Origin of the sequence: Halopenitus persicus (assembly GCF_002355635.1) — an archaeon.
Lineage (GTDB): Archaea > Halobacteriota > Halobacteria > Halobacteriales > Haloferacaceae > Halopenitus > Halopenitus persicus_A.
This window is the reverse complement of the sequence record NZ_AP017558.1, coordinates 1,677,065-1,695,056: the sequence shown is the minus strand read 5'-3', so window position 1 is coordinate 1,695,056 and position 17,992 is coordinate 1,677,065. Positions and strand designations below refer to the sequence as shown.

Genomic DNA, 17,992 nt, shown 5'->3' with positions numbered 1-17,992 from the left:
GTTGGCGGATCGTGGCTAAAGGGGTTCTCCCTCGTTGCGGGACGGGGAGGGAGGTGGAGGTGGAGGTGGAGGTGGAAACCCGACGAACGATGGGATCACGACACGTTATTGTCGGCCGGGCGTCTAGCGACGCCGAACGATGTCGGCGAGCGACGAGCCGTTGCCGGACACCCTTCGGGAGGCGATCGCCGCCACCGTCAGGAAGCTGCGGACGGCACGGCGGGAGGCGCTCGCGGCGTATCCCACGGAGAGTCGACGGTGGGAGTACGACGGCCGGACGTGGGACTGGCCGGGCGGGGAGGAGCTGCCGTACTTCTTCGAACTGTGTGAGGGCGAGGAGGCGGCCCTCTCGGCGCTGGAGGAGCGGTTCGGGCTCTCCCGGCTCGGAGTTGGAACGGGGCGCGTCGTGCTCACCGGGGCGTTCATGGACGGCCCGGCCGACGATGGAGGGGCCGAAGGCGGCACGATCGCCGATGGAGGGGCCGAAGGCGGCACGATCGCCGATGGAGGTACCGAGGACGCCGCGGTCCGGGACGGCGGTCGAGCGATCAAGCTGGCTCGATACGGGCCGAGCGCGGAGATGGGCGACGGCCGGCGGCAGAACCGCCTGGAGCGGGAGCTCTCGGCCGCGATCGGCGACCACCCCTTCCTGCCGGTGCTCCGTGGGGACCCCGACGGCGATTGGGTCGTGATGCCGCGGGCTCGCGTGCTGGACGCGGACGATCCGGAAACCGAGCGGGCTCTGGAGTCGGTCCGAACCGCACTGGCGCCGTACGCCGACCGCGTACACTTCGACGAGCTGAAGCCCGAGAACGTCGGTCACTGGAACGGTCGGGAGTGGCTCCTCGATTACGGACGGCCGTCCGAGGATCGTCCGGAATCCGGAGCCGACCGATTTTAGGTGGATAAGGTGATAATAGGACTCGTGAGCATCGATACGATCCTGCTGGGCGTCGGAACTGACGGCGAGGAACAGGTGCGTCGGCTGGCGGAGGAGACGGTCGACGTCGCGGGACCGTGTGAGGCCGAAGTCGTGTTGGCCCACGTCTTCACCGAGGAGGCCATCAAGGAAAGCCGGAAGCGGCTAAACGTCGAGCCGGGAAGCGAGGACGCGATGCCGGACGGGGTCGCGAAACGTCACGCGACGATACGCGAGCTGGCCGACGTGATGGAGGAAGCCGGCGTTGAGTACCGCGTTCGCGGCGCGGTCGGCGAACACGGTCAGGCGATCGCGGACCTCGCCGAGGAGGTGACCGCCGACCGGGTGGTCGTGGGTGGACGAAAACGGTCCCCGACCGGGAAGGCCGTCTTCGGAAGCGTGGCCCAGACGGTGATGCTCTCCTCGCCGTGTCCGGTGACGTTCGTCCGCGAGGACACGCGATGACATCCTCCCCGGCGTGAACGCGGGTCGGGTGCCGGTTCGAGACGGCGCTTCGAGTGCCGGTTCGAGACGGCGCTTCGAGTGCCGACCAGAAGCGGAGAGAACCCGGATCGACCGCAAGGTTCCAAAGGCTCGGGCCCGAAGGGCGGGTGATGAGCGACTCCCTGGCGGACCGGATCGAGACGTGGATGGTCGGGCAGATGCCGATCATCCGGATGCACGGCGGCACGAGCGTCGTCCGCGAGGCGAACCCCGAGACCGGCGAGGTCGTCGTCGAGCTCGGCGGGACCTGCTCGGGCTGCGGAATCTCCAACGTGACCGCGACGAACATCAAGCGCGACCTGCTCGCCGACTTCGAGGAGGTCACCGACGTCACCGTCCGGGTTCCCTCCACGGGCGACCAAGGCGCCGCGACCGTCGAGGGCGGCCGTGGCGGGGAGTTGCAACACGAGACCGACGCCGCCGACCACTTTTAATCCGGCAGTCGGGATCGTTCGGCGGCCCATGGTTCGATCGCCGAACACGCTTATAAAGAGCCGTCCGTAACGAACGGATATGTCGCGACGCTCGAACCGCGGGCCGCCGGATCGGTCGCTGCGGGCCGACGAGGTGTACTGCACCAGCTGCGGCGAGGCGATCAAACGGGAGGCCGAGCTGTGTCCCAACTGCGGCGTCCGCAACGAGGTGGCGGGCGGCGGGCGCTCCGGGAGTGCCGGCGGCCGGACCGGTCGCAGCGCGGCCGGATCGACCGGTGGCACAGCAGCCGGGACCGCGACAACCGGATCAGCGTCGAGCCGAGCCGGGACGGCGGGTGCGAGCGCGACGGGCGGAACCACGGTCTCCGACACGTGGTGGTACGGCGTCGCGGGGGCGACCGCGCTATGGGCGGTACTGCTCGTGTTGTCGGGCGTGAACGGCTCGCTCGGGGCGCTCGGCGGACTGTTGGTGCTCGTGGCGTGGATCGGGCTCCCAGCGTCGGCGTACTTCGACATGCAGTACGTCCGTGCCAACGGCGACTGGGACCCGAACACGGCCGTCTGGGTGCTGGTGCTTGCGATCTGGTTCGTCGGCATGGTCGCGGGCGCGGTCTATCTCTACCGGCGTCACGAAACGCTTGGCACCCCGTGAAAAAGGGGAACGGCCCGGGACCCGAAGGAATCTGACGGCCGAAGGGCACAAACGTCCGGGATCGGACGGCCGAAAAGCCCAGCGGCCGGAGACCGGTTCTCAGTCGTTCTCGAAGGCGACGCCGTCGTCGAGCGCGGCGCCGTCCTCGAAAGCCGTCCCGTCCTCGAGTGAGCCACCGGGCGCGGCCGCGGACGCGTCGACGCGGGACGTGGACCGTCGATCGGGGTCGGTCGTGTCGGTCGGCGTCTCCAGTCCGAGCCCGTGCTGGACCGCCAGCCACGCGAGGACGATCAGGACGACGACGTCGAAGTGGACCTGCGTCGTCGAGAGGTCGACGGCGGCGGTGATCCCGACGAGCACGACCGCCGCACTGTAGAGATACGCCGGGACGGCGACGGACGTCGCGACGAGCGAGGGGGTCACGGTCCCGGCGGACAGCGCCGCGCGGGCGCGGTCGAGCATCGGCTTGCCGGCGAACCGCAACACGATCCCGGAGAGGACGGCGACGTTCAGATAGAAGTTGAAGCCGCCGGTCGTCGCCAACCCTGACCGCAGGAGCGCGGCGATCTCGGGACTGAGCAGCCACTCGAACCGTATCGGATAGACCACGCTCGCGTACGGCACGAGCGCCATCAGCCCGGCCAGCACGCCGGCGGCGAACCGCGCGCCGGCCCACTGCCGCGCCCGGCGGTTTCGAAAGGCGTCGTCGCGGCTCTCGACCGTCCGACCGACGTCGGTCAGTCGATCGACGAAGTCGGCCGGCTCGCGGACGTCCGGGTCGTAATAGACGCCCACCGTCTCGGTGCCGTAGCTCGCGGTCGCGCCGTGAACGCCGTCCAGCCGGTCGAGGGCTGCCTCGATCCGGTCGGGGCAGTCGAGGCAGTCGAACCCGTCGACCTCGAAGACGACGTGGGCCGCGCCCTCGGGGACATAGGTTCTCGAGGGGGCGGACGGGCCGACGGCGTCCGCCGGGTCCGACCCGTCACTGCAGCGTCGGCAGCGGTTCTCGTGGCGTCCTCGTCTCGGGGTTTTCTGCCTCGAGGATTCCTGTCTCGAGGATTCCTGCGTCGAAGGTGCCTGCGTCGTGGTGGACATCGTGATCCCGGCCTCTATCCGAAATCGACCGCCCGCGATCATCAATCCACCGATAGAATTCACAGATATATGAGAGAAATAAAATCGAGCGGCGGAACACGTATGTGGCGAGCGGCCGGATCGGGGACATCGTCGATGCGCCATTTCGAGGACTTCGCCGTCGGAGAGACGACCGCGTGCGGGAGCCGCACGCTGACGCGGTCGGAGATCGTCGAGTTCGCCGAGACCTACGATCCGCAACCGTTCCACACCGACGCCGAGCGGGCGCGTGAATCACGCTACGGCGGGCTCATCGCGAGCGGGCTCCACACCTTCGCGGTGACGATCCGGCTGATGACCGAGCACCTCACCGCCGACGCCGCGTTCGTCGGCGCGGTGGGGATCGACGAGCTTCGGTGGCCCGCGCCGGTGCGGCCCGGCGAGACGCTCGCGGTCGAAACGCGGGTCGCCCGGACCGAGGAGCGGTCCCCGCGGACCGGGCTGGTCGAGTTCGACGCGACGGTCCACGGGGACGACGATCCGGTGTTACGGATGCGACCGCTGCTGCTGTTCGAACGGCGCGAGGCCGGGACAGGGGAAGATCGGGACTGAGCTTGAAGCCGGAGACCGGAACCGAGCCCGGGTCGGGGCATCGGATCGCCCGGGACGGCAGCGTCCCGTGAATCCTCGAGCCGGCGGAGCCCCGGGATCGGTCGGGCTACCTAGGCTACCTCGAGGTCACGTAGGGACTTATCGGGGTCCGTCGAGAGGGATCGGGTATGACGGACCCATTCGTCGTCATCGGCGGCGACGCCGCGGGGCTGAGCGCCGCGAGCAAGCTGAAGCGGGAGCGGCCGGACCGGGACGTGATCGTCTTCGAGAAGGGGTCGTGGGTGTCCTACGCCCAGTGTGGAATGCCGTACTACGTGAAAGGCGAGATCGGGTCCCTCCGTGACCTCCTCTCGTTGACCCCCGAGGAGATCGCCGACCGCGGGATCGACCTCCGGCGGCGCCACGAGGTCGTGGCGGTGAACGTCGCGGACCGAACCGTGAGCGTCGAGGGCGAGTCGGGCCGGTTCGAACGGTCGTACGGCGACCTCCTCGTGGCGACCGGCGCCCACGCGGTCGCGGACCCCATCGCGGGGGCCGATCTGACCGGCGCGTTCACGATGCACAGCATGGACGCCGCCGCGGCGCTGCGGGCGTTTCTGACGCCGCCGGGCGACGGTGGGGTCGATTCGGGCGACGGAGTCACGGCTCCGGACGTCGAGTACGTCGACGCCGAGCGGGTCGAGCGGTACGCCGCGATGGAGCCGCCGACGAGCGCGGCGATCGTCGGCGGCGGGTACGTCGGCGTCGAGATGGCCGAGGCGTTCGGCGCACACGACCTCGACGTCCATCTCTTCCAGCGGCCCGACCGGCTGCTGCCGGAGTTCGGCGAGGCGGTCGGCGAGACGGTCGCGGCGACGCTCGCCGACCACGGGGTCGACGTCCGCACCGGGACCGAGGTCGAGCGACTGGCCGGAACGGACCGGGTCACCGCGGTCGTGACGGCCGACGAGCGAGTGCCGGTCGATCTCGCGCTGATCGGAATCGGCGTGCGGCCGAACGCGGGGATCGTCGACGACACCCCGATCGAACGCGGCGCGTCGGGCGCGATCGCGACCGACGAGTACGGCCGAACGACCGCGGACCGGGTGTTCGCCGCGGGCGACTGCGCGGAAGCCCGGCATACGGTGACCGGCGAGTCCGACTGGGTGCCGCTCGGGCTGACGGCCAACCGGGCCGGGCGGGCGGTCGGGCAGACGGTCGCCGGGACGCCGACCCCGGTCGGCGAGATCGCCGGCACGGCAGCCGTGAAGGCCTTCGAGCAGGAGTGCGGCCGGACGGGGATCATCGACCACGGGCGGGCACGCGCGGCGGGCTTCGATCCCGTCTCCGAGACCGTCACGGCCGGATCGCGGTCGGGGTACTACCCCGGCGCCGCGGAGACGACGGTGACGCTCACCGCCGACCGCGAAACCGGGCGGCTGTTGGGCGGCAGCATCGTGGGGACCGACCGGGCCGCGATCCGGATCGACACGCTCGCGACGGCGCTCGAGTCCGACCGCACCGTCCCGGAGCTCGAACGGCTCGATCTCGCCTACGCGCCGCCGTTCAGTCCGGTCTGGGACCCGGTCCTGGTCGCGGCGAAGGTGTTGAACGGCAGGCTCTCCGACGCCGAGTGACTCGACGGGGACAAGCGGTTCGGCCGAGACGGACGAGACGAGTACCGTCGATCGTGTCGTCACGGCTCACGTTACATTCGCCGGTCCGATTCAGTCGGCCGATCCCGCGCCATAACGAGCCCGCTGACGAGCATCAACAAGGCCAGAGCGACCATCCCCGCATCCCATCCCATTCCGGCGGTCATCCCCATCCCGGCTCCGCCGGCCATTCCGTCACCAGCCATTCCGCCGCCGGCCATCCCGTCAGTCATCCCGCTTCCCCACATTCCGCTTCCGCCCCCGCCGACCAGCAAGCCGGCACCGTACAGGACCTGGAGGAGGAGCATCACGACAGCGTAGCCGACCATCAACGGTCCGCTGACGCCGCCGAGCCGGGTGGCTGCGTCCGTGAGCAGGACGACGCCGTGGACGATCACGACGACGCCGAGCAGACCCATGATCCAACCGCCGATCCCCATTCGTGAGCCCGTGGTGGCGCTCGCGACGGAGTACAGGCCGGACGTGACCGCGATGGCCGCGCCGTACAGGCGCGTGTTCGAGACCATACCCGTGGATACGGGACGAACCGTATAGAAACACGGGTGACCGGGGACCCGTCACGACACCCGCGGTCCGGCTGAGCACTTAAAAAGCCGGAGGATTATCACCCCTGAACCCGTGGGAACGGTGATGAGCTTCGACCCCGAGCGCGTGCGAACGGTGACCTTCGACTCGTACAGTACGCTCGTCGACGTGGACGCGGCTGAATCCGCCCTCGCGAATCGCGTCGCCGACCCGGAGCCGGTCTCGAAGCTCTGGCGGGCGCGATCGATCGAGTACACCTTCGTCGCGAACCACCTCGACGCCTACCAGCCCTTTTATGAGATGAATCGGGACGCGCTCCAGTACGCCCTCGACGCTCACGGCGTCGACCTCCCGCGGGAGGAACGCGACGAGATCCTCGCGGTGTACCACGAACTCGACGTCTTTGCGGACGTGCGCGAGGGGATCGAGCGGCTCCGGGAGGCGGGCTACGACTGTTACGTCGTCTCCAACGGAAACCCGGAGATGCTGGCCTCGATGGTCGACCACGCCGACATCGGCGACCTCGTGCTGGACACGATCAGCGCCGACGAGGTCCGGACGTTCAAGCCCGCCGCCGAGATCTACCGCCACGCGGCGGCGCGAACGGGGACCCCGATCGACGAGATCGCCCACGTGACGGCCGGCTGGTTCGACGTCCAGGGGGCCAAACACGCCGGTATGCAGGGCGTCTGGGTCGACCGGAAGGGGGCGCCGTGGGAGCCGTTCGGCTCCGACCCGGACCTGATCGTGGAATCGCTCCACGGGCTGGCCGACGCGTTGGACGAGACGTAGGCGACCGCCGGTGGACGAGCGGAGACGACCGCCGGTGGACGAGCGGAGACGACCGCCGGTGGACGAGCGGAGACGACCGCCGGTGGACGAGCGGAGACGACCGCGAGACGGGTCGGTCACACCAGCGCGGGATCGATCCGGCGGCCGACGAGGAGGAGTCCGGCGACGAGCAACACGACCGCGACCGGCACCAACAGCTGGAACGCCGCGACGAGCGCCGCGCTCGCCTGGATCCCGACGACGAACAGGATCGTCGGTCCGCAGCAGGCGGCCCCGGACAACAGCGCCGGGACGCCGGCGATGATCCCGGTCGAGGACTCGAGCCCGCAGGCTTGCGGTTGGACCACGCCGAGATACGTGAGCGCGGCGTTCGCGCCGACCAGGAGCGCGAGGACCGTCCCGACCAGCACGTTGAGCGGGGCGAACAGGTACGTGACCGGGCCGGCCGAAACGACGGCGACCGCGCCGAACCGAAGGAATCCGAGACGAGCGACCGCTCGCGAGAGGTCCGCCGCGGTCCGGATCGAGACCGTTCCGGTTCCTTGGCTTGCCAGCGAGAGGTCGCCGACGGTGACGAGATACAGGCAGAGATACCCGACGGTCACGCCGAGGAGGAGGACCCTGGTGTCCCGTCGTCCGAGAGCGACCGCGAGGGCGACGCGAGTCCGAGCGAGGACGCCGGCGTCGGCGGGGCTGGCGGCCGACGGATGGGACTCAGTCATACAGGGTCGTCTCGGGGTAGAAGCCGCGCCAGGCGAACCACATCGCGTCGAACGCGTGGAGCCGTTCGAGCGGGAGGTCCGCCGGCGGATGCGTTTCGCCGTCCGCTCCGTGGACCCGTCCGCGTCGGTAGTCGAACGGGCGGGCGTCGGGGTTTACAAACACGTAGCCAGTATCCAGGGTCGGGTCGTAGGTCGCCACCACGGGGGTCCCGCCGATCTCCCCGCGGACGAGCTTCGCGTCCCGGAGGTGGTTCTTCTCGACGGCGAACGCGCCCGCAGTCGTCCGTGCGCCGATGACGACGCGTTTGGGCTCGAGGCGCTCGTCCGTGGCGAGGGGCGGAAACATCGGCGAGGATTCGGGTTCGTAATACCCGAGGCGTGGATTGTACGTCCCGTACGGGTCCGCATCGTAGTTTCGCGCGAAGCCCGTCTCGCGGGAGAGAACCCGCGTGTCGGGGTACCGGTCCACCCATCGTTCCCACGTCGTCCAGACCACCCGGAACTCCCGGAGCGACCGCGTCGCCGGCGATTCGTTCCACGGCCCTGGGATCGCGGTCGCGAGCACCTGCGGCCACCACGTCTCGGTGGCCCGGTCGTACATGATCAGGTTGTTGTTCACCAGGCGGCCGGAGACGCCGAAGGTCGTGTCGCCGCGTTCGAACCCCATCGCGGTCCCGGTCAACGGACAGTAGGTGACGCTGACCGGAACGCCGTCGACGACGTCGTTGCAGATCTCGTGGGAGACGAGTATCGACTGCGGGTAGGCCTTGACCGCGTCCCCTCTGGCGAGCCCGAACACGGGATCGCCGGGGTTCAGCCGCTCCGCGGCCGCCCCCGCGGGGACGAACTGCGGGTCCTCGATCGCGGGGATCCCGTCCTTTGGCGGCCCGCCGGATATCGCACGGTCCCGGAGCGACGAGGGGTCCATCGGAAGCGGCAGCGTGTCGTCCCGCGTTGGCGGACCGGACCGGTCAGCGGCCGACCGATCGGACGACCCGTCCCCCTCGCTTGGGGAGTCGGTCCGTGAAGCGGAGCCGGCGCTCCCGATCCCTCGATCGGCGAGACAGCCGGAGAGCGCTGCGGCACCGGCGCCGACGAGCGCCGCCCGACGGGTTACGTCCCTAGCCATACGTTATCATACACCATCTATAGACAAAAGGACGTCCTAACCCGGACGTAACCGCGGTTCTCGACGATATCGACGTGGAATGGCGCTTGACGAACGACGCTCGGTGAACGACGTGGGACGAGGTGGAACGCGGTGGAACGCGGTGGAACGACGCTCGACTGACGACGTGAATCGGTCGAACCGGGGTCGCAGGTCGCGACTAGTCGGGGGAAGCCAAATGCTGGACGCCCCAATCCCGCATCGAATAGATCACCGGTTCGAGGGATCGGCCGTGGTCGGTCAGCGAGTACCGTACGCGAAACGGCTTCTCGCTGATTATCTCGCGCTCGACGAGTCGGTTCTCCTGGAGGTCCTCGAGGCTGTCGGAAAGCACCTTGCTCGAGATCCCGTCGACGGCGTCCTGGAGTTCGTTAAATCCGCTCGGACCGTGCTCGAGGAGCCGGTGGATGATGACCGGGTGCCACTTCTTGCCGATGAGCGTCGCGGTGGTGGTGACCGGGCACCAATCCTCGCCGGCACACCAGACCTCCAGGCGTTCGACGGGGTCGACCGAACCGACGTCCTGATCGACGCCGTGATCATTGCCGTCGTCCGAATCGGGTGGATCGTCGGGTGAGGACGGGTCGGACATACCGGATCGTTGGGTCGCATCCGGCATAACGATTCCCTCCGGAAAACCGGTCGAGAGTGGCTGTCGAGTTGGAACGGGCGACGTCTCACCACGCCAGCAACGGAAGGGCAGTCGGACGGTGGGCGGCGTCATCGGAGGCGCTCGACCGGCTGCTCGTGACGATCGAACTCGCCGAGCGATCGAGTTCCGAGCCACCAGAAGGTCGTTCCGAGAACGGTCCCCCAGAGGACGTGCCCGACGAACCCGAGCGCCGAGAGGTTCGGGAGTGCGCTCGGGAGCCCGACCAGCGAGAGCCAAACGGGCATGATCAGGCCGGCGGCGACCAGCCAGAGGACGATGCCCCAGAGCACCCCGACGGTTCCGACCGAGACCGGGTTTCGGGCGTGTCGACGGAGTCGCGACCACGAGCATCCCGCGGCGAAGAGGAGTCCGAAGACGACGCTGTGGAACAGATGGGTGATCCACCCCACCAGCGGACGCTCGACGCCGTAGAGCGCGCCGATCACGGGAAGCAGGCCGCTTGCGGCCTGAAAGAACAGGCCCATCGCCAGTCCGGCGACGAGGCTCGCCACGACGGCCCGGCGGAGGTTCGGGAACGTCACGGAGACGGATTCAACGAGGGGGTTCGGGAGGGAGTGTCGGGGAAACACGAGCGTGATCGTCGTTCCGTCCCCGTCGATCCCGTCGGCGGTGACGCGGACCTCGCCGCCGTACCGGGTGACGATCAGGTGAACGATCTGGAGACCGAATCCCGTCGAGGGGTCGTCGTACTCCGGGAACTCCCCCGCGGTCAACAGGTCACGCTGGTCGGCGGACAGTCCCGGTCCGTCGTCGCTGACCGACACCTCCACCGTGCCGGGCGCCTCGCGGATCCCGACCGCGATACGGTCCGTCGTCCCGTGTTCGAGGGCGTTCTCGAGCAGTTCATCGATGGCGAGGCGGATCCGATCGTCGCCCACGACCTCGGTGTCTCCCCCGGTCGTCTCCAGATCAGCCCGCACGGTCACGTCCGGATGGTCGCCTTCGAACGCGGCGAGGGCGTCCGTGACGGTCGCCTCGAGGTCCACCCGCCGGGTCGTCTCGAACGGCTGCGCGACCGACGCGACCTCCTCGACCGTCGCCCGGATCCGGGCGGCGGCGGCGTCGATCGCCCGCAGTGACCGCGGTCGCGGATCGGCCGTCCCATCCAGGAGATCGGCGTGCCCGTCGACGATCGCCGCCGCGTTTATCACCTCGTGTCGGAGGATCCGGATCACGAACAGCGCCCGGTTCGCCTGGCGTCGATTCCGCTCCCGTTCGCGTCGGTGTCTCGCCGACCGATCCCCGACGACCACTCCGGCGACCGCGCCGCTGATGAGGACGTTCGCCACGAGTGCAGGTGCGGTTGACGGGGAGATCGTTCCCATATCGCCGGCCCCGACGAGGGTGATCGCAACGACGACGGCCATACCGCCCGTTCCGAGCAGACACCACCGGGCGACGGTCGCGACGTAATCCCGGGAGAACACGCCGACGGCGAGCGCCACGCCGTAGACGGTCAACGAGAGCCCAGCGACGAGCGGCAGCAGCCCGACGACCAGGAAGAGGTCGGAGCGGTCGACCACGAGCGCCTCGGCGACGAAGAACCGAGTGATCGCGAACCCGAGCAGCGCAACGACGAAGCCACGATACCGGATCCAGGTCGGGAGGTCCATGGGTTACCGTCGGCCGATGGTGTACGCAGACGCCCCGACCACTTCAATGCGCGGGCAGCGTGGACGGTGTGCTCGCGAACTGCTCTCGGTCAACCGAACGGCCGCTTGCAGTCACCCGGACGTCGGCTCGCGGTCAGCCGAACAGCCGCTCGAGGATCGACCGATCGCCGGGACGTTCGGCCAACAGCACGGAGCAGTCGACGCGGTGGATCACGTCCATATGTAGCGAGTCGGTCAACAGCCGCGAGAGGATCCCCTTCTCGGTCGCGCCGATGAACAGGAGGGTACTGTCGCCCGCCTCGCGCTCGATGGCAGCCTCGACGTCGCCGGAGTCGTCGACGATCGTCTCGGCGTCCGTCAACCCGTGGTCGAGGGCCCACTCGGAGAGGAACTCCTCGCCGGCCTCGCGCTCGTCGGGGCCATCCACGACGTGGAGCAGGGAGACCTCGGCGTCGGCGACCGCGGCGATCATCTCCGCGACCTCCGCGCCCAAAGCCGAGTTCGTTCCGCCGGCGGTCGGAACGAGGATCCGGGAGACGTCGAGTCCGCGGTCCTTGGCGATCAGGAAGTCGCTCGGCAGCCGGTTGGTCAGCTCGGTGAGCGGGCGCTCGGCGCGCGCGTCCGTCCAGAGCCGGTCCTCGCCCCAGCCCATCAACACGAGGTCGGGTTCCGTCCGGCGGGCGGCGTTGAACACCTCCTCGAACGAGCGGTTGGTGATGACCATCGACGTCTCCAGGCCCGCGTCGTAGTCGTCCGCGACGTCCCGAAGCGGCTCCATCAGACGGTCCGACTCCTCCATCACGCGCTGGCGCTGCCCGTAGCTCGGGTCCGCGGAGCGGCGGCCCGGCGTCTGGATCACGTGGACGGCGTGGACGATCGCCCCCTCGCGGGCGCTCGCGATGGTGCAGGCCAACTCGATCAGCCGCGACTCGGTCCGCGGGTTCGCGATCGGCACCATGACCCGATAGGTGCCCTCGCTCGAGAGCCCCTGCTCGGAGGGGTCGAGCATCGGAACGTACGACCGGCCGGCGAGCCGGCCGAACAGCCACTCACGCGGGGTGAGCCGGCGTTCGATCCCCTCGAACCGGGCCGACTCCAGGCGGTCCTCGCTGGTCTGGAAGTAGTTCACGAGGGTGACGAGCGCGACGCCGCCGACGGTGTTGCCGATCAGGACCGGCAGGACGAACCCGGTGAGGCCGGCGAGGACCCCGAGTTCGCCGTGGACGAAGAGGTAGAACGCCTCCGCGAAGGAGACGACGACGTGGAAGAGCCCGCCCAGGGGAACCGCGAGGAAGGCCAGATAGGTCACGACGACCCGGGAGATCGTGTCCCGCGCGCTGAAGCCGACCCAGACGACGCCGGCGACGATGAGTCCGGCGAAGACGGCCTTGGAGAACAGCGCCCACCCCGACGTTTCGACCCCGTGCCGGCCCAGCTCCATCGCCTTCTCGGCGGCGGCGGGGTCGAAGACGTCGCCGTAGACGAGCACCAGGGTCCCGATCGCGCCGCCGGTGAAGTTCCCGAGCAGGACGATGCTCCAGTGGCGAAGCAGGGCGGGGAGGCTGGCGATCCGCTCGAGGGTCAACGCCACCGGCGGCAGGGTGTTCTCGGTGTACAGCTGGTAGCCGCCGATGATGATGTAGATGAACCCGAGCGGGTACAGCAGGACGCCGAGCACGGGGTGGTCCGTCGACGCCGAGAGGGACGCGTACAGCAGGAAGGTGATGCTGATCGCGAACCCGGCCGCGATGCCGCTGAAGAACAGTTCCCGGCCCGAGGAGGTGACCTCCTCGTCGGCCGCGGCGACGATCCGCTGGAAGACCTCGTCGGCCGAGAACCGGTCGCGGACCGCCTCGCCGACCGCGGGCGCACCCATCCGCGAGCGTTCGACCGCCTGGCGGACCGACTCGTCGAGATCGCTCGGCTTCGGGTCCTCGTCCGACTCGGCCTGCCCGTTTCGGTCGGGCGGACCGGCATCGGAGTGGTTCGCGAGATCCGTGTGTTCCGGGTCGGCCATTATCCGATCCCTGAGGGCCCGCCGACTTGAAGGTCACCGTCTCGTCGAGGCGCCGATCGTGGGATCACGGCGCCTGCCTCTCCCGAACTCGCGCCTGCCTCTCCCGAACTCGCGCCTGCCTCTCCCGAACTCGCGCCTGCCTCTCCCGAACTCGCGCCAGCCCCTCCCGAACTCGCGCCAGCCCCTCCCGAACTCGCGCCAGCCCCTCCCGAACTCACGAGGTCAACTACTCCCGAACGCCCCGATCACGGCTCGACCCCGAGCCAGTCGGGGACCCATCGCTCGCGTCGAACCCCTCCGACCGCCCGTCGGACCCGGATCCGGTATGGGTCACCTCACGGCTCCGCTCCGAACCGCCGTTCGATCCCGTCTCGACGGCGGCGCTCGACCCGATGCGATAGGCGAGGTAGATCCCGACGAGCGGGACGATCGCCAGCAGCGGCGAGGGGCGGAGCTCGTAGAAGGGGGGCATCCACCAGTGCAGCAGCCGGAATCCGGCTCGTAACGACGTTCAGCGCGATTCGGGTCCGGGAGGTCTATTACCCGCGCGATCGCTGCATAGGTATGGACGCTGACGAGATCCGAGAGTGGAGCGACCGATACGACGAGGTCTACGACGAGGACCTGCAAGCGATCGAAGACCGGCTCAACGACGTCCTCCCTGAACAAGGCTACATCACCCGCGAGCAGCTCGAGGACGTGGTTCGGTGGAAACTAAACGGTCAGCAGGGACGACGGGATCTGAACGTCGAGAAGGTGAACGCCGTTCCCGACGCGTTCATCCGGCGCGTCAGCGAGGCGGCGTTTCTTGTCGACGATCCGACGCTCCAACTGAAGACGCTGCAGTCGATTCCGGGGATCGGCGGCGCGACGGCAACGGTCGTATTGATGTTCTCCGACCCCGAGGCCTACGCGATCGGCGACCGCTACATCGTTCACGAGTTCTTCGGGGAGGACCGGGGAATGCGAGTCACCGACTATCCGAAGATCCTCGCGGAGCTCCGCGAGCGGAACCCCGGCGACTTCGACCTTCGGACGGTGGAGAAAGCCTACTACCAGAGATATCGGGTCGAGAACGAGGTCGGGGATTGGTAACGCGATCCCGTTAAGAATGGCAGCTCGACCCCCGTTTGACACCCAGATCCGCAAGTGACCGGACTTCCATAGGGGCTGATGGACGCGCTGGACGATCGACTTGGTGACCCTGAGGAACCGTTCGATCGGGCGTGGGGTTGTGCGCCGTTCCGGACGTCCTGTATTTAATTATAATAATTTTGGTAAATGGAGACATAACGTCCTGACCCAGCGCGGTTGGGGAATCGAAGGTGAAATCGTAATCCGGCGTAATCCGGCGTAATTCGGTGTGAGAGCACAACTGGTTCGGTTAACCGGGCGCTACAGCTGAACATATGCCGGATTACTAACCCGTTCTTCTTTCTAGTAATATCTATGATATGGATCGGTTCGTGCGTTCGTTCCGGGGACACCGCCCGGCCTCGTGGCAACCGGTCCGAACAGGACGCGGTGGGTTCCCACCGGAGGGTCGATCCGTGTCCGTAATCACGCCGCGTAACGGGAGTCTGGTCATCCTCCTGTCGTCGCTAATACTGCTCTCGGCGGCGGCCGTGCCGTTGTCGGGAGCGACGAACGAAACTGGCCGGAGTGGGGCGTTCGAGTCCTTCGACGTGGAAATCAAGCCCACAGAACCCGAAGCGCCAAAGGACGTCGTCATCAGCTGGAACCTGACCGACGACACAACGGACGTGGACCGGATCCGGATCGCATTCACCGGCGATACCAACGACACGATCAACCTGTTCAAGCCGACCGATACCGACGTTCCGAATCCGTTCGACGTCACGGCGGCGGACGACCGGAACGGCAGTTCCGACGTCGTCGTCGATGACCTCACCGCCGGGACGCTTCGGCTCAAAGTTCCCGTGGGGCACTGCAACCGGATCGACGAAGTCCGGGCGTTCGCGTCCGGCGACGACGAGACGGAGACCGAATCCGGGACGATGACCGAACCGGACGTTCGGAGGGAGGTGAGCTGTGGGTCGGACGCTGACGGCGGGACGTTCGCGGTGTCGATCGACCGCTACGACGAAAACGTGACGGCGACCGAGAACGTCACCCTGACGGCGACGGTCGAGAACGTGGGCGAGATCGAAGCGACCCAAGACGTCCGGTTCCTGGTCGACGGCGAGCAGGTCGACGACGTGGAGAACCTGACGCTGTCCGCCAACCGGAGCGAGGAGCTCTCGTTCGTCTACGAAACCGACGACGACGACGTTCCGGCGATCGAGATCGCCGTAGCGAGCGACGACGAGAGCGACGGACGGACGGTGACCGTCACGGAGCCCGACCCCGCGTTCTTCGCGGTGTCGATCGAGAACGCGTCGGCCGAGGTGGCCGCCGGTGAGACGGTCGACGTCACCGCTCGTGTCGAGAACGTCGGCGACCGCGCCGGAACGCAGAACGTCACGCTGGCGGATTTCGACGGAAAAACAGTCGACACCACCGGGCCGGTGACGCTCTCAGCCAACGGATCGACCGCCGTATCCCTGGCCTGGGCGACCGAGAGCACCGACGTGGGGACGGGTACCGTCACGGTTCGGAGTGAAAACGAGACGGATACCGCCGCCGTGACGGTCGGCCAGCCGGCCGTCGAATCGATCGACGCGACGCTCGATGCGTCGGAGATCGAAACGGGCGAGGAAACGGTGATCACCGTCGTGGCGACGTTTACGGACGCATCGACGCGAGACGTGACCGAAAACGCGACCCTCACCGCGCTCGATACGGACGTGGCCACGGTCGCCGACGACGGAACGGTGACGGCCGAGAGCAACGGAACGACCGAGATCGAAGCCGCGTTCGGGAACGAAACCGACGCCGACACGCTCACCGTCAAGGCGGCCGATTCCGACGACTCCGGCCAGGACGGATCCGACACTGACGGTGACAACGAAGACGGCGGAGACAAAGACGACGCCGACGGAGACGACGATTCGGACGGCGAAGACGACGAAGACGGGAGCGGCGACACCGACCCAGACGGGTCCGACAACGATGACGACGGCGAGGACGAAGACGATGCCGACGACGACACCGGCGGCGAGAGCGGCGACTCCAACCAGGATGGCTCCGACAACGACGACGATCAAGACGCCGATGATCAGGACGCCGACAACGAAGGCGGAAGCGGCGGCTCTGACCCGGACGGGTCCAACGCTGACGGTGACGACAGCGGGGACGAGACCGGGGGCTCCAATCCGGACGGGTCCGCCAACGACGGCGACACTGAAGACGACGGCACCGGCGGCGAGAACGGTGACCTCGCTCAGGGCGGATCCACCGCCGGCGGCGGCAGCGTTAACACGGACGGAAACGAGGACGGCGCCGACGAAGACACCGGAGGCGAGAGCGGCGACTCCGGACCGGACGGATCCGACGCCGGCGACGGCGATACTGACACGGACGGAAGCGAGGACGACGCGGACGAAGCCGACGACGGTGAACCCAACGCCGATGAGAACGACGCTGACGTCGACGGAACGGACGGTACCGGAGAGACCGACGGGACGAGTACGTCATCCATCGTCGTCTCACCGATCTTGGGATTGCTGTTGCTCGTACCGCTTTTCGCGAAGAGTCAGCGCTAGATCCACGACGTCGGGCACACCGACGGACGTGAACTCCCTACCTCCAAGGATCGAACGGCGTCGACCGTGAGCGAGCAGGGGAGAATAGGGTAGGGGAGAATAGGGTAGGGGAGAATAGGGTGGGGAAGGGGAGAATAGGGTGGGGAAGGGGAGAATAGGGTGGGGAAGGAGAGGAAAGGAGGGGAGAGGATACGGCGTTCACGAGGGGGTCTGAGAGCGGAGAACGTATCTGCGGAGGGCGCCCACGACCAGCCGGTCGACCCCGATCGTGAACAGGGTGAAGCCGCCGAGAAAGCCGGCGACGAACAGCCCGTCGGTGAGCGTGAGTGCCCACTGGAACTCGTCGAGAACGATGACCAACAGGTCGATCACGTGCAGGAACGCAGCCACGAACCGCTCGTAGGTCATCCCCGCGAGGCCACCACCGAGGACGGCGAGCCCGACGTTTCGCCGAACCCAGCCGCGATCCGGCAGGTCGCTCTCGAGGTCCCTCCTGACGGAGTCGTACTCGTAGAACCGGTGCGTACTGACGAGCGACTCCGACCGGAACAGCCACACGACGACGGCCACGATCCCGATCCACAGCAGCGCGTACAGGACGGTCGTGAACGGATCCGGAACGATCGCCGGGTTCAGTAGCTCGGCCTGGGCACGCAGGACCGGCGTCGCGACCGTGACGAGGTGGTACACCAGCGCCACCTCGAGCAGGGTCTTGATCCCGCCGGTTTCGGGCCATCGGAGGCGGTACTCCGTCATCGTCGTCTCGTCGCTGTGGCGGGGCGGGTCGCCGATGTAATATCGGGTATCGTCGGACATGGTCACCGAACGTATCGGCGTACACGGGCTTTGGAAACCCGTGCCTGTTCGGGTACCGGGACGATGTTCCAGTCCGTCCGCGTGCCGGATGCCGGTCGGGAACCGAATAGCGTCCGGTTTACCAAGCCGCTGTCGGACCATCGTACCGACG

The 17,992-nt window shown here is 68.0% G+C and carries 18 protein-coding genes; 9 read left to right on the top strand and 9 right to left on the bottom strand.

Annotated elements, in window-relative coordinates; all coding sequences use genetic code 11:
- Nucleotides 1-139 precede the first annotated feature (139 nt).
- From CPZ00_RS08165 to CPZ00_RS08150, 4 genes are all read left to right on the top strand, one after another.
- The gene (locus CPZ00_RS08165; RefSeq protein ID WP_096390442.1) at nt 140-901 is read left to right on the top strand and encodes a hypothetical protein; all 762 of its coding nucleotides are present in this window, start codon (nt 140-142) and stop codon (nt 899-901) included.
- A gap of 24 nt (nt 902-925) precedes the next feature.
- Entirely contained in the window at nt 926-1,384 is a 459-nt protein-coding gene (locus tag CPZ00_RS08160) for a universal stress protein (protein ID WP_096390441.1), read from the top strand.
- Nucleotides 1,385-1,533: 149 nt separating this feature from the next.
- Nucleotides 1,534-1,857, top strand: coding sequence for a NifU family protein (locus CPZ00_RS08155; protein ID WP_096390440.1), 324 nt, complete (start codon nt 1,534-1,536; stop codon nt 1,855-1,857).
- 79 nt (nt 1,858-1,936) lie between these two features.
- Nucleotides 1,937-2,509: a zinc ribbon domain-containing protein gene (locus CPZ00_RS08150; RefSeq protein ID WP_096390439.1), complete on the top strand. Its 573-nt coding sequence runs from the start codon at nt 1,937-1,939 to the stop codon at nt 2,507-2,509.
- A gap of 99 nt (nt 2,510-2,608) precedes the next feature.
- Here the strand turns inward: CPZ00_RS08150 and CPZ00_RS08145 are convergent, their stop codons facing one another.
- Nucleotides 2,609-3,604: a cation transporter gene (locus tag CPZ00_RS08145; RefSeq protein WP_157744212.1), complete on the bottom strand. Its 996-nt coding sequence runs from the start codon at nt 3,602-3,604 to the stop codon at nt 2,609-2,611.
- 135 nt (nt 3,605-3,739) lie between these two features.
- Here CPZ00_RS08145 and CPZ00_RS08140 point away from each other — a divergent pair, with 135 nt between their 5' ends.
- Together CPZ00_RS08140 and CPZ00_RS08135 are read left to right on the top strand one after the other, a co-directional pair.
- Nucleotides 3,740-4,195 (top strand): MaoC/PaaZ C-terminal domain-containing protein, encoded by a 456-nt coding sequence (locus CPZ00_RS08140; protein WP_096391644.1) that lies wholly within the window; start codon nt 3,740-3,742, stop codon nt 4,193-4,195.
- A 167-nt stretch (nt 4,196-4,362) separates the two neighbouring features.
- A complete protein-coding gene (locus CPZ00_RS08135) occupies nt 4,363-5,811 on the top strand; it encodes an FAD-dependent oxidoreductase (protein WP_096390437.1) in 1,449 nt (482 codons plus the stop codon).
- Nucleotides 5,812-5,882: 71 nt separating this feature from the next.
- Here the strand turns inward: CPZ00_RS08135 and CPZ00_RS08130 are convergent, their stop codons facing one another.
- Nucleotides 5,883-6,356, bottom strand: a complete 474-nt coding sequence (locus CPZ00_RS08130) for a hypothetical protein (RefSeq protein ID WP_096390436.1) — start codon at nt 6,354-6,356, stop codon at nt 5,883-5,885.
- Nucleotides 6,357-6,480: 124 nt separating this feature from the next.
- Here CPZ00_RS08130 and CPZ00_RS08125 point away from each other — a divergent pair, with 124 nt between their 5' ends.
- Nucleotides 6,481-7,167, top strand: a complete 687-nt coding sequence (locus tag CPZ00_RS08125) for a haloacid dehalogenase type II (RefSeq protein ID WP_096390435.1) — start codon at nt 6,481-6,483, stop codon at nt 7,165-7,167.
- 116 nt (nt 7,168-7,283) lie between these two features.
- Here the strand turns inward: CPZ00_RS08125 and CPZ00_RS08120 are convergent, their stop codons facing one another.
- The 6 genes from CPZ00_RS08120 to CPZ00_RS08090 all read right to left on the bottom strand — a co-directional run bounded on the left by CPZ00_RS08120 (nt 7,284) and on the right by CPZ00_RS08090 (nt 13,832).
- Nucleotides 7,284-7,889 carry a hypothetical protein gene (locus CPZ00_RS08120; protein WP_096390434.1) on the bottom strand — a complete coding sequence of 202 codons (606 nt, stop codon included), beginning with the start codon at nt 7,887-7,889 and terminating at the stop codon, nt 7,284-7,286.
- Entirely contained in the window at nt 7,882-9,018 is a 1,137-nt protein-coding gene (locus CPZ00_RS08115) for a DUF3179 domain-containing protein (RefSeq protein WP_096390433.1), read from the bottom strand. Before CPZ00_RS08115 ends, CPZ00_RS08120 begins: the two co-directional genes overlap by 8 nt.
- A 199-nt stretch (nt 9,019-9,217) precedes the next feature.
- Nucleotides 9,218-9,649 (bottom strand): winged helix-turn-helix transcriptional regulator, encoded by a 432-nt coding sequence (locus CPZ00_RS08110; RefSeq protein ID WP_096390432.1) that lies wholly within the window; start codon nt 9,647-9,649, stop codon nt 9,218-9,220.
- Nucleotides 9,650-9,777: 128 nt separating this feature from the next.
- On the bottom strand, nt 9,778-11,343 hold the full coding sequence (locus CPZ00_RS08105; protein ID WP_096390431.1) for an ATP-binding protein: 1,566 nt from the start codon (nt 11,341-11,343) through the stop codon (nt 9,778-9,780).
- 133 nt (nt 11,344-11,476) lie between these two features.
- Nucleotides 11,477-13,360, bottom strand: coding sequence for a formate/nitrite transporter family protein (locus CPZ00_RS08100; protein WP_096390430.1), 1,884 nt, complete (start codon nt 13,358-13,360; stop codon nt 11,477-11,479).
- A 226-nt stretch (nt 13,361-13,586) separates the two neighbouring features.
- Nucleotides 13,587-13,832 carry a hypothetical protein gene (locus CPZ00_RS08090; RefSeq protein WP_096390429.1) on the bottom strand — a complete coding sequence of 82 codons (246 nt, stop codon included), beginning with the start codon at nt 13,830-13,832 and terminating at the stop codon, nt 13,587-13,589.
- 92 nt (nt 13,833-13,924) lie between these two features.
- On the opposite strand from CPZ00_RS08090, the gene CPZ00_RS08085 reads away from it, so the two are divergent.
- Nucleotides 13,925-14,455, top strand: coding sequence for a DNA glycosylase family protein (locus CPZ00_RS08085; RefSeq protein WP_096390428.1), 531 nt, complete (start codon nt 13,925-13,927; stop codon nt 14,453-14,455).
- A gap of 455 nt (nt 14,456-14,910) precedes the next feature.
- Nucleotides 14,911-17,025: an Ig-like domain-containing protein gene (locus tag CPZ00_RS08080; protein ID WP_096390427.1), complete on the top strand. Its 2,115-nt coding sequence runs from the start codon at nt 14,911-14,913 to the stop codon at nt 17,023-17,025.
- A gap of 198 nt (nt 17,026-17,223) precedes the next feature.
- Here CPZ00_RS08080 and CPZ00_RS08075 read toward each other — a convergent pair whose 3' ends face one another.
- A complete protein-coding gene (locus tag CPZ00_RS08075; RefSeq protein ID WP_096390426.1) occupies nt 17,224-17,841 on the bottom strand; it encodes a hypothetical protein in 618 nt (205 codons plus the stop codon).
- Nucleotides 17,842-17,992: the final 151 nt, after the last annotated feature.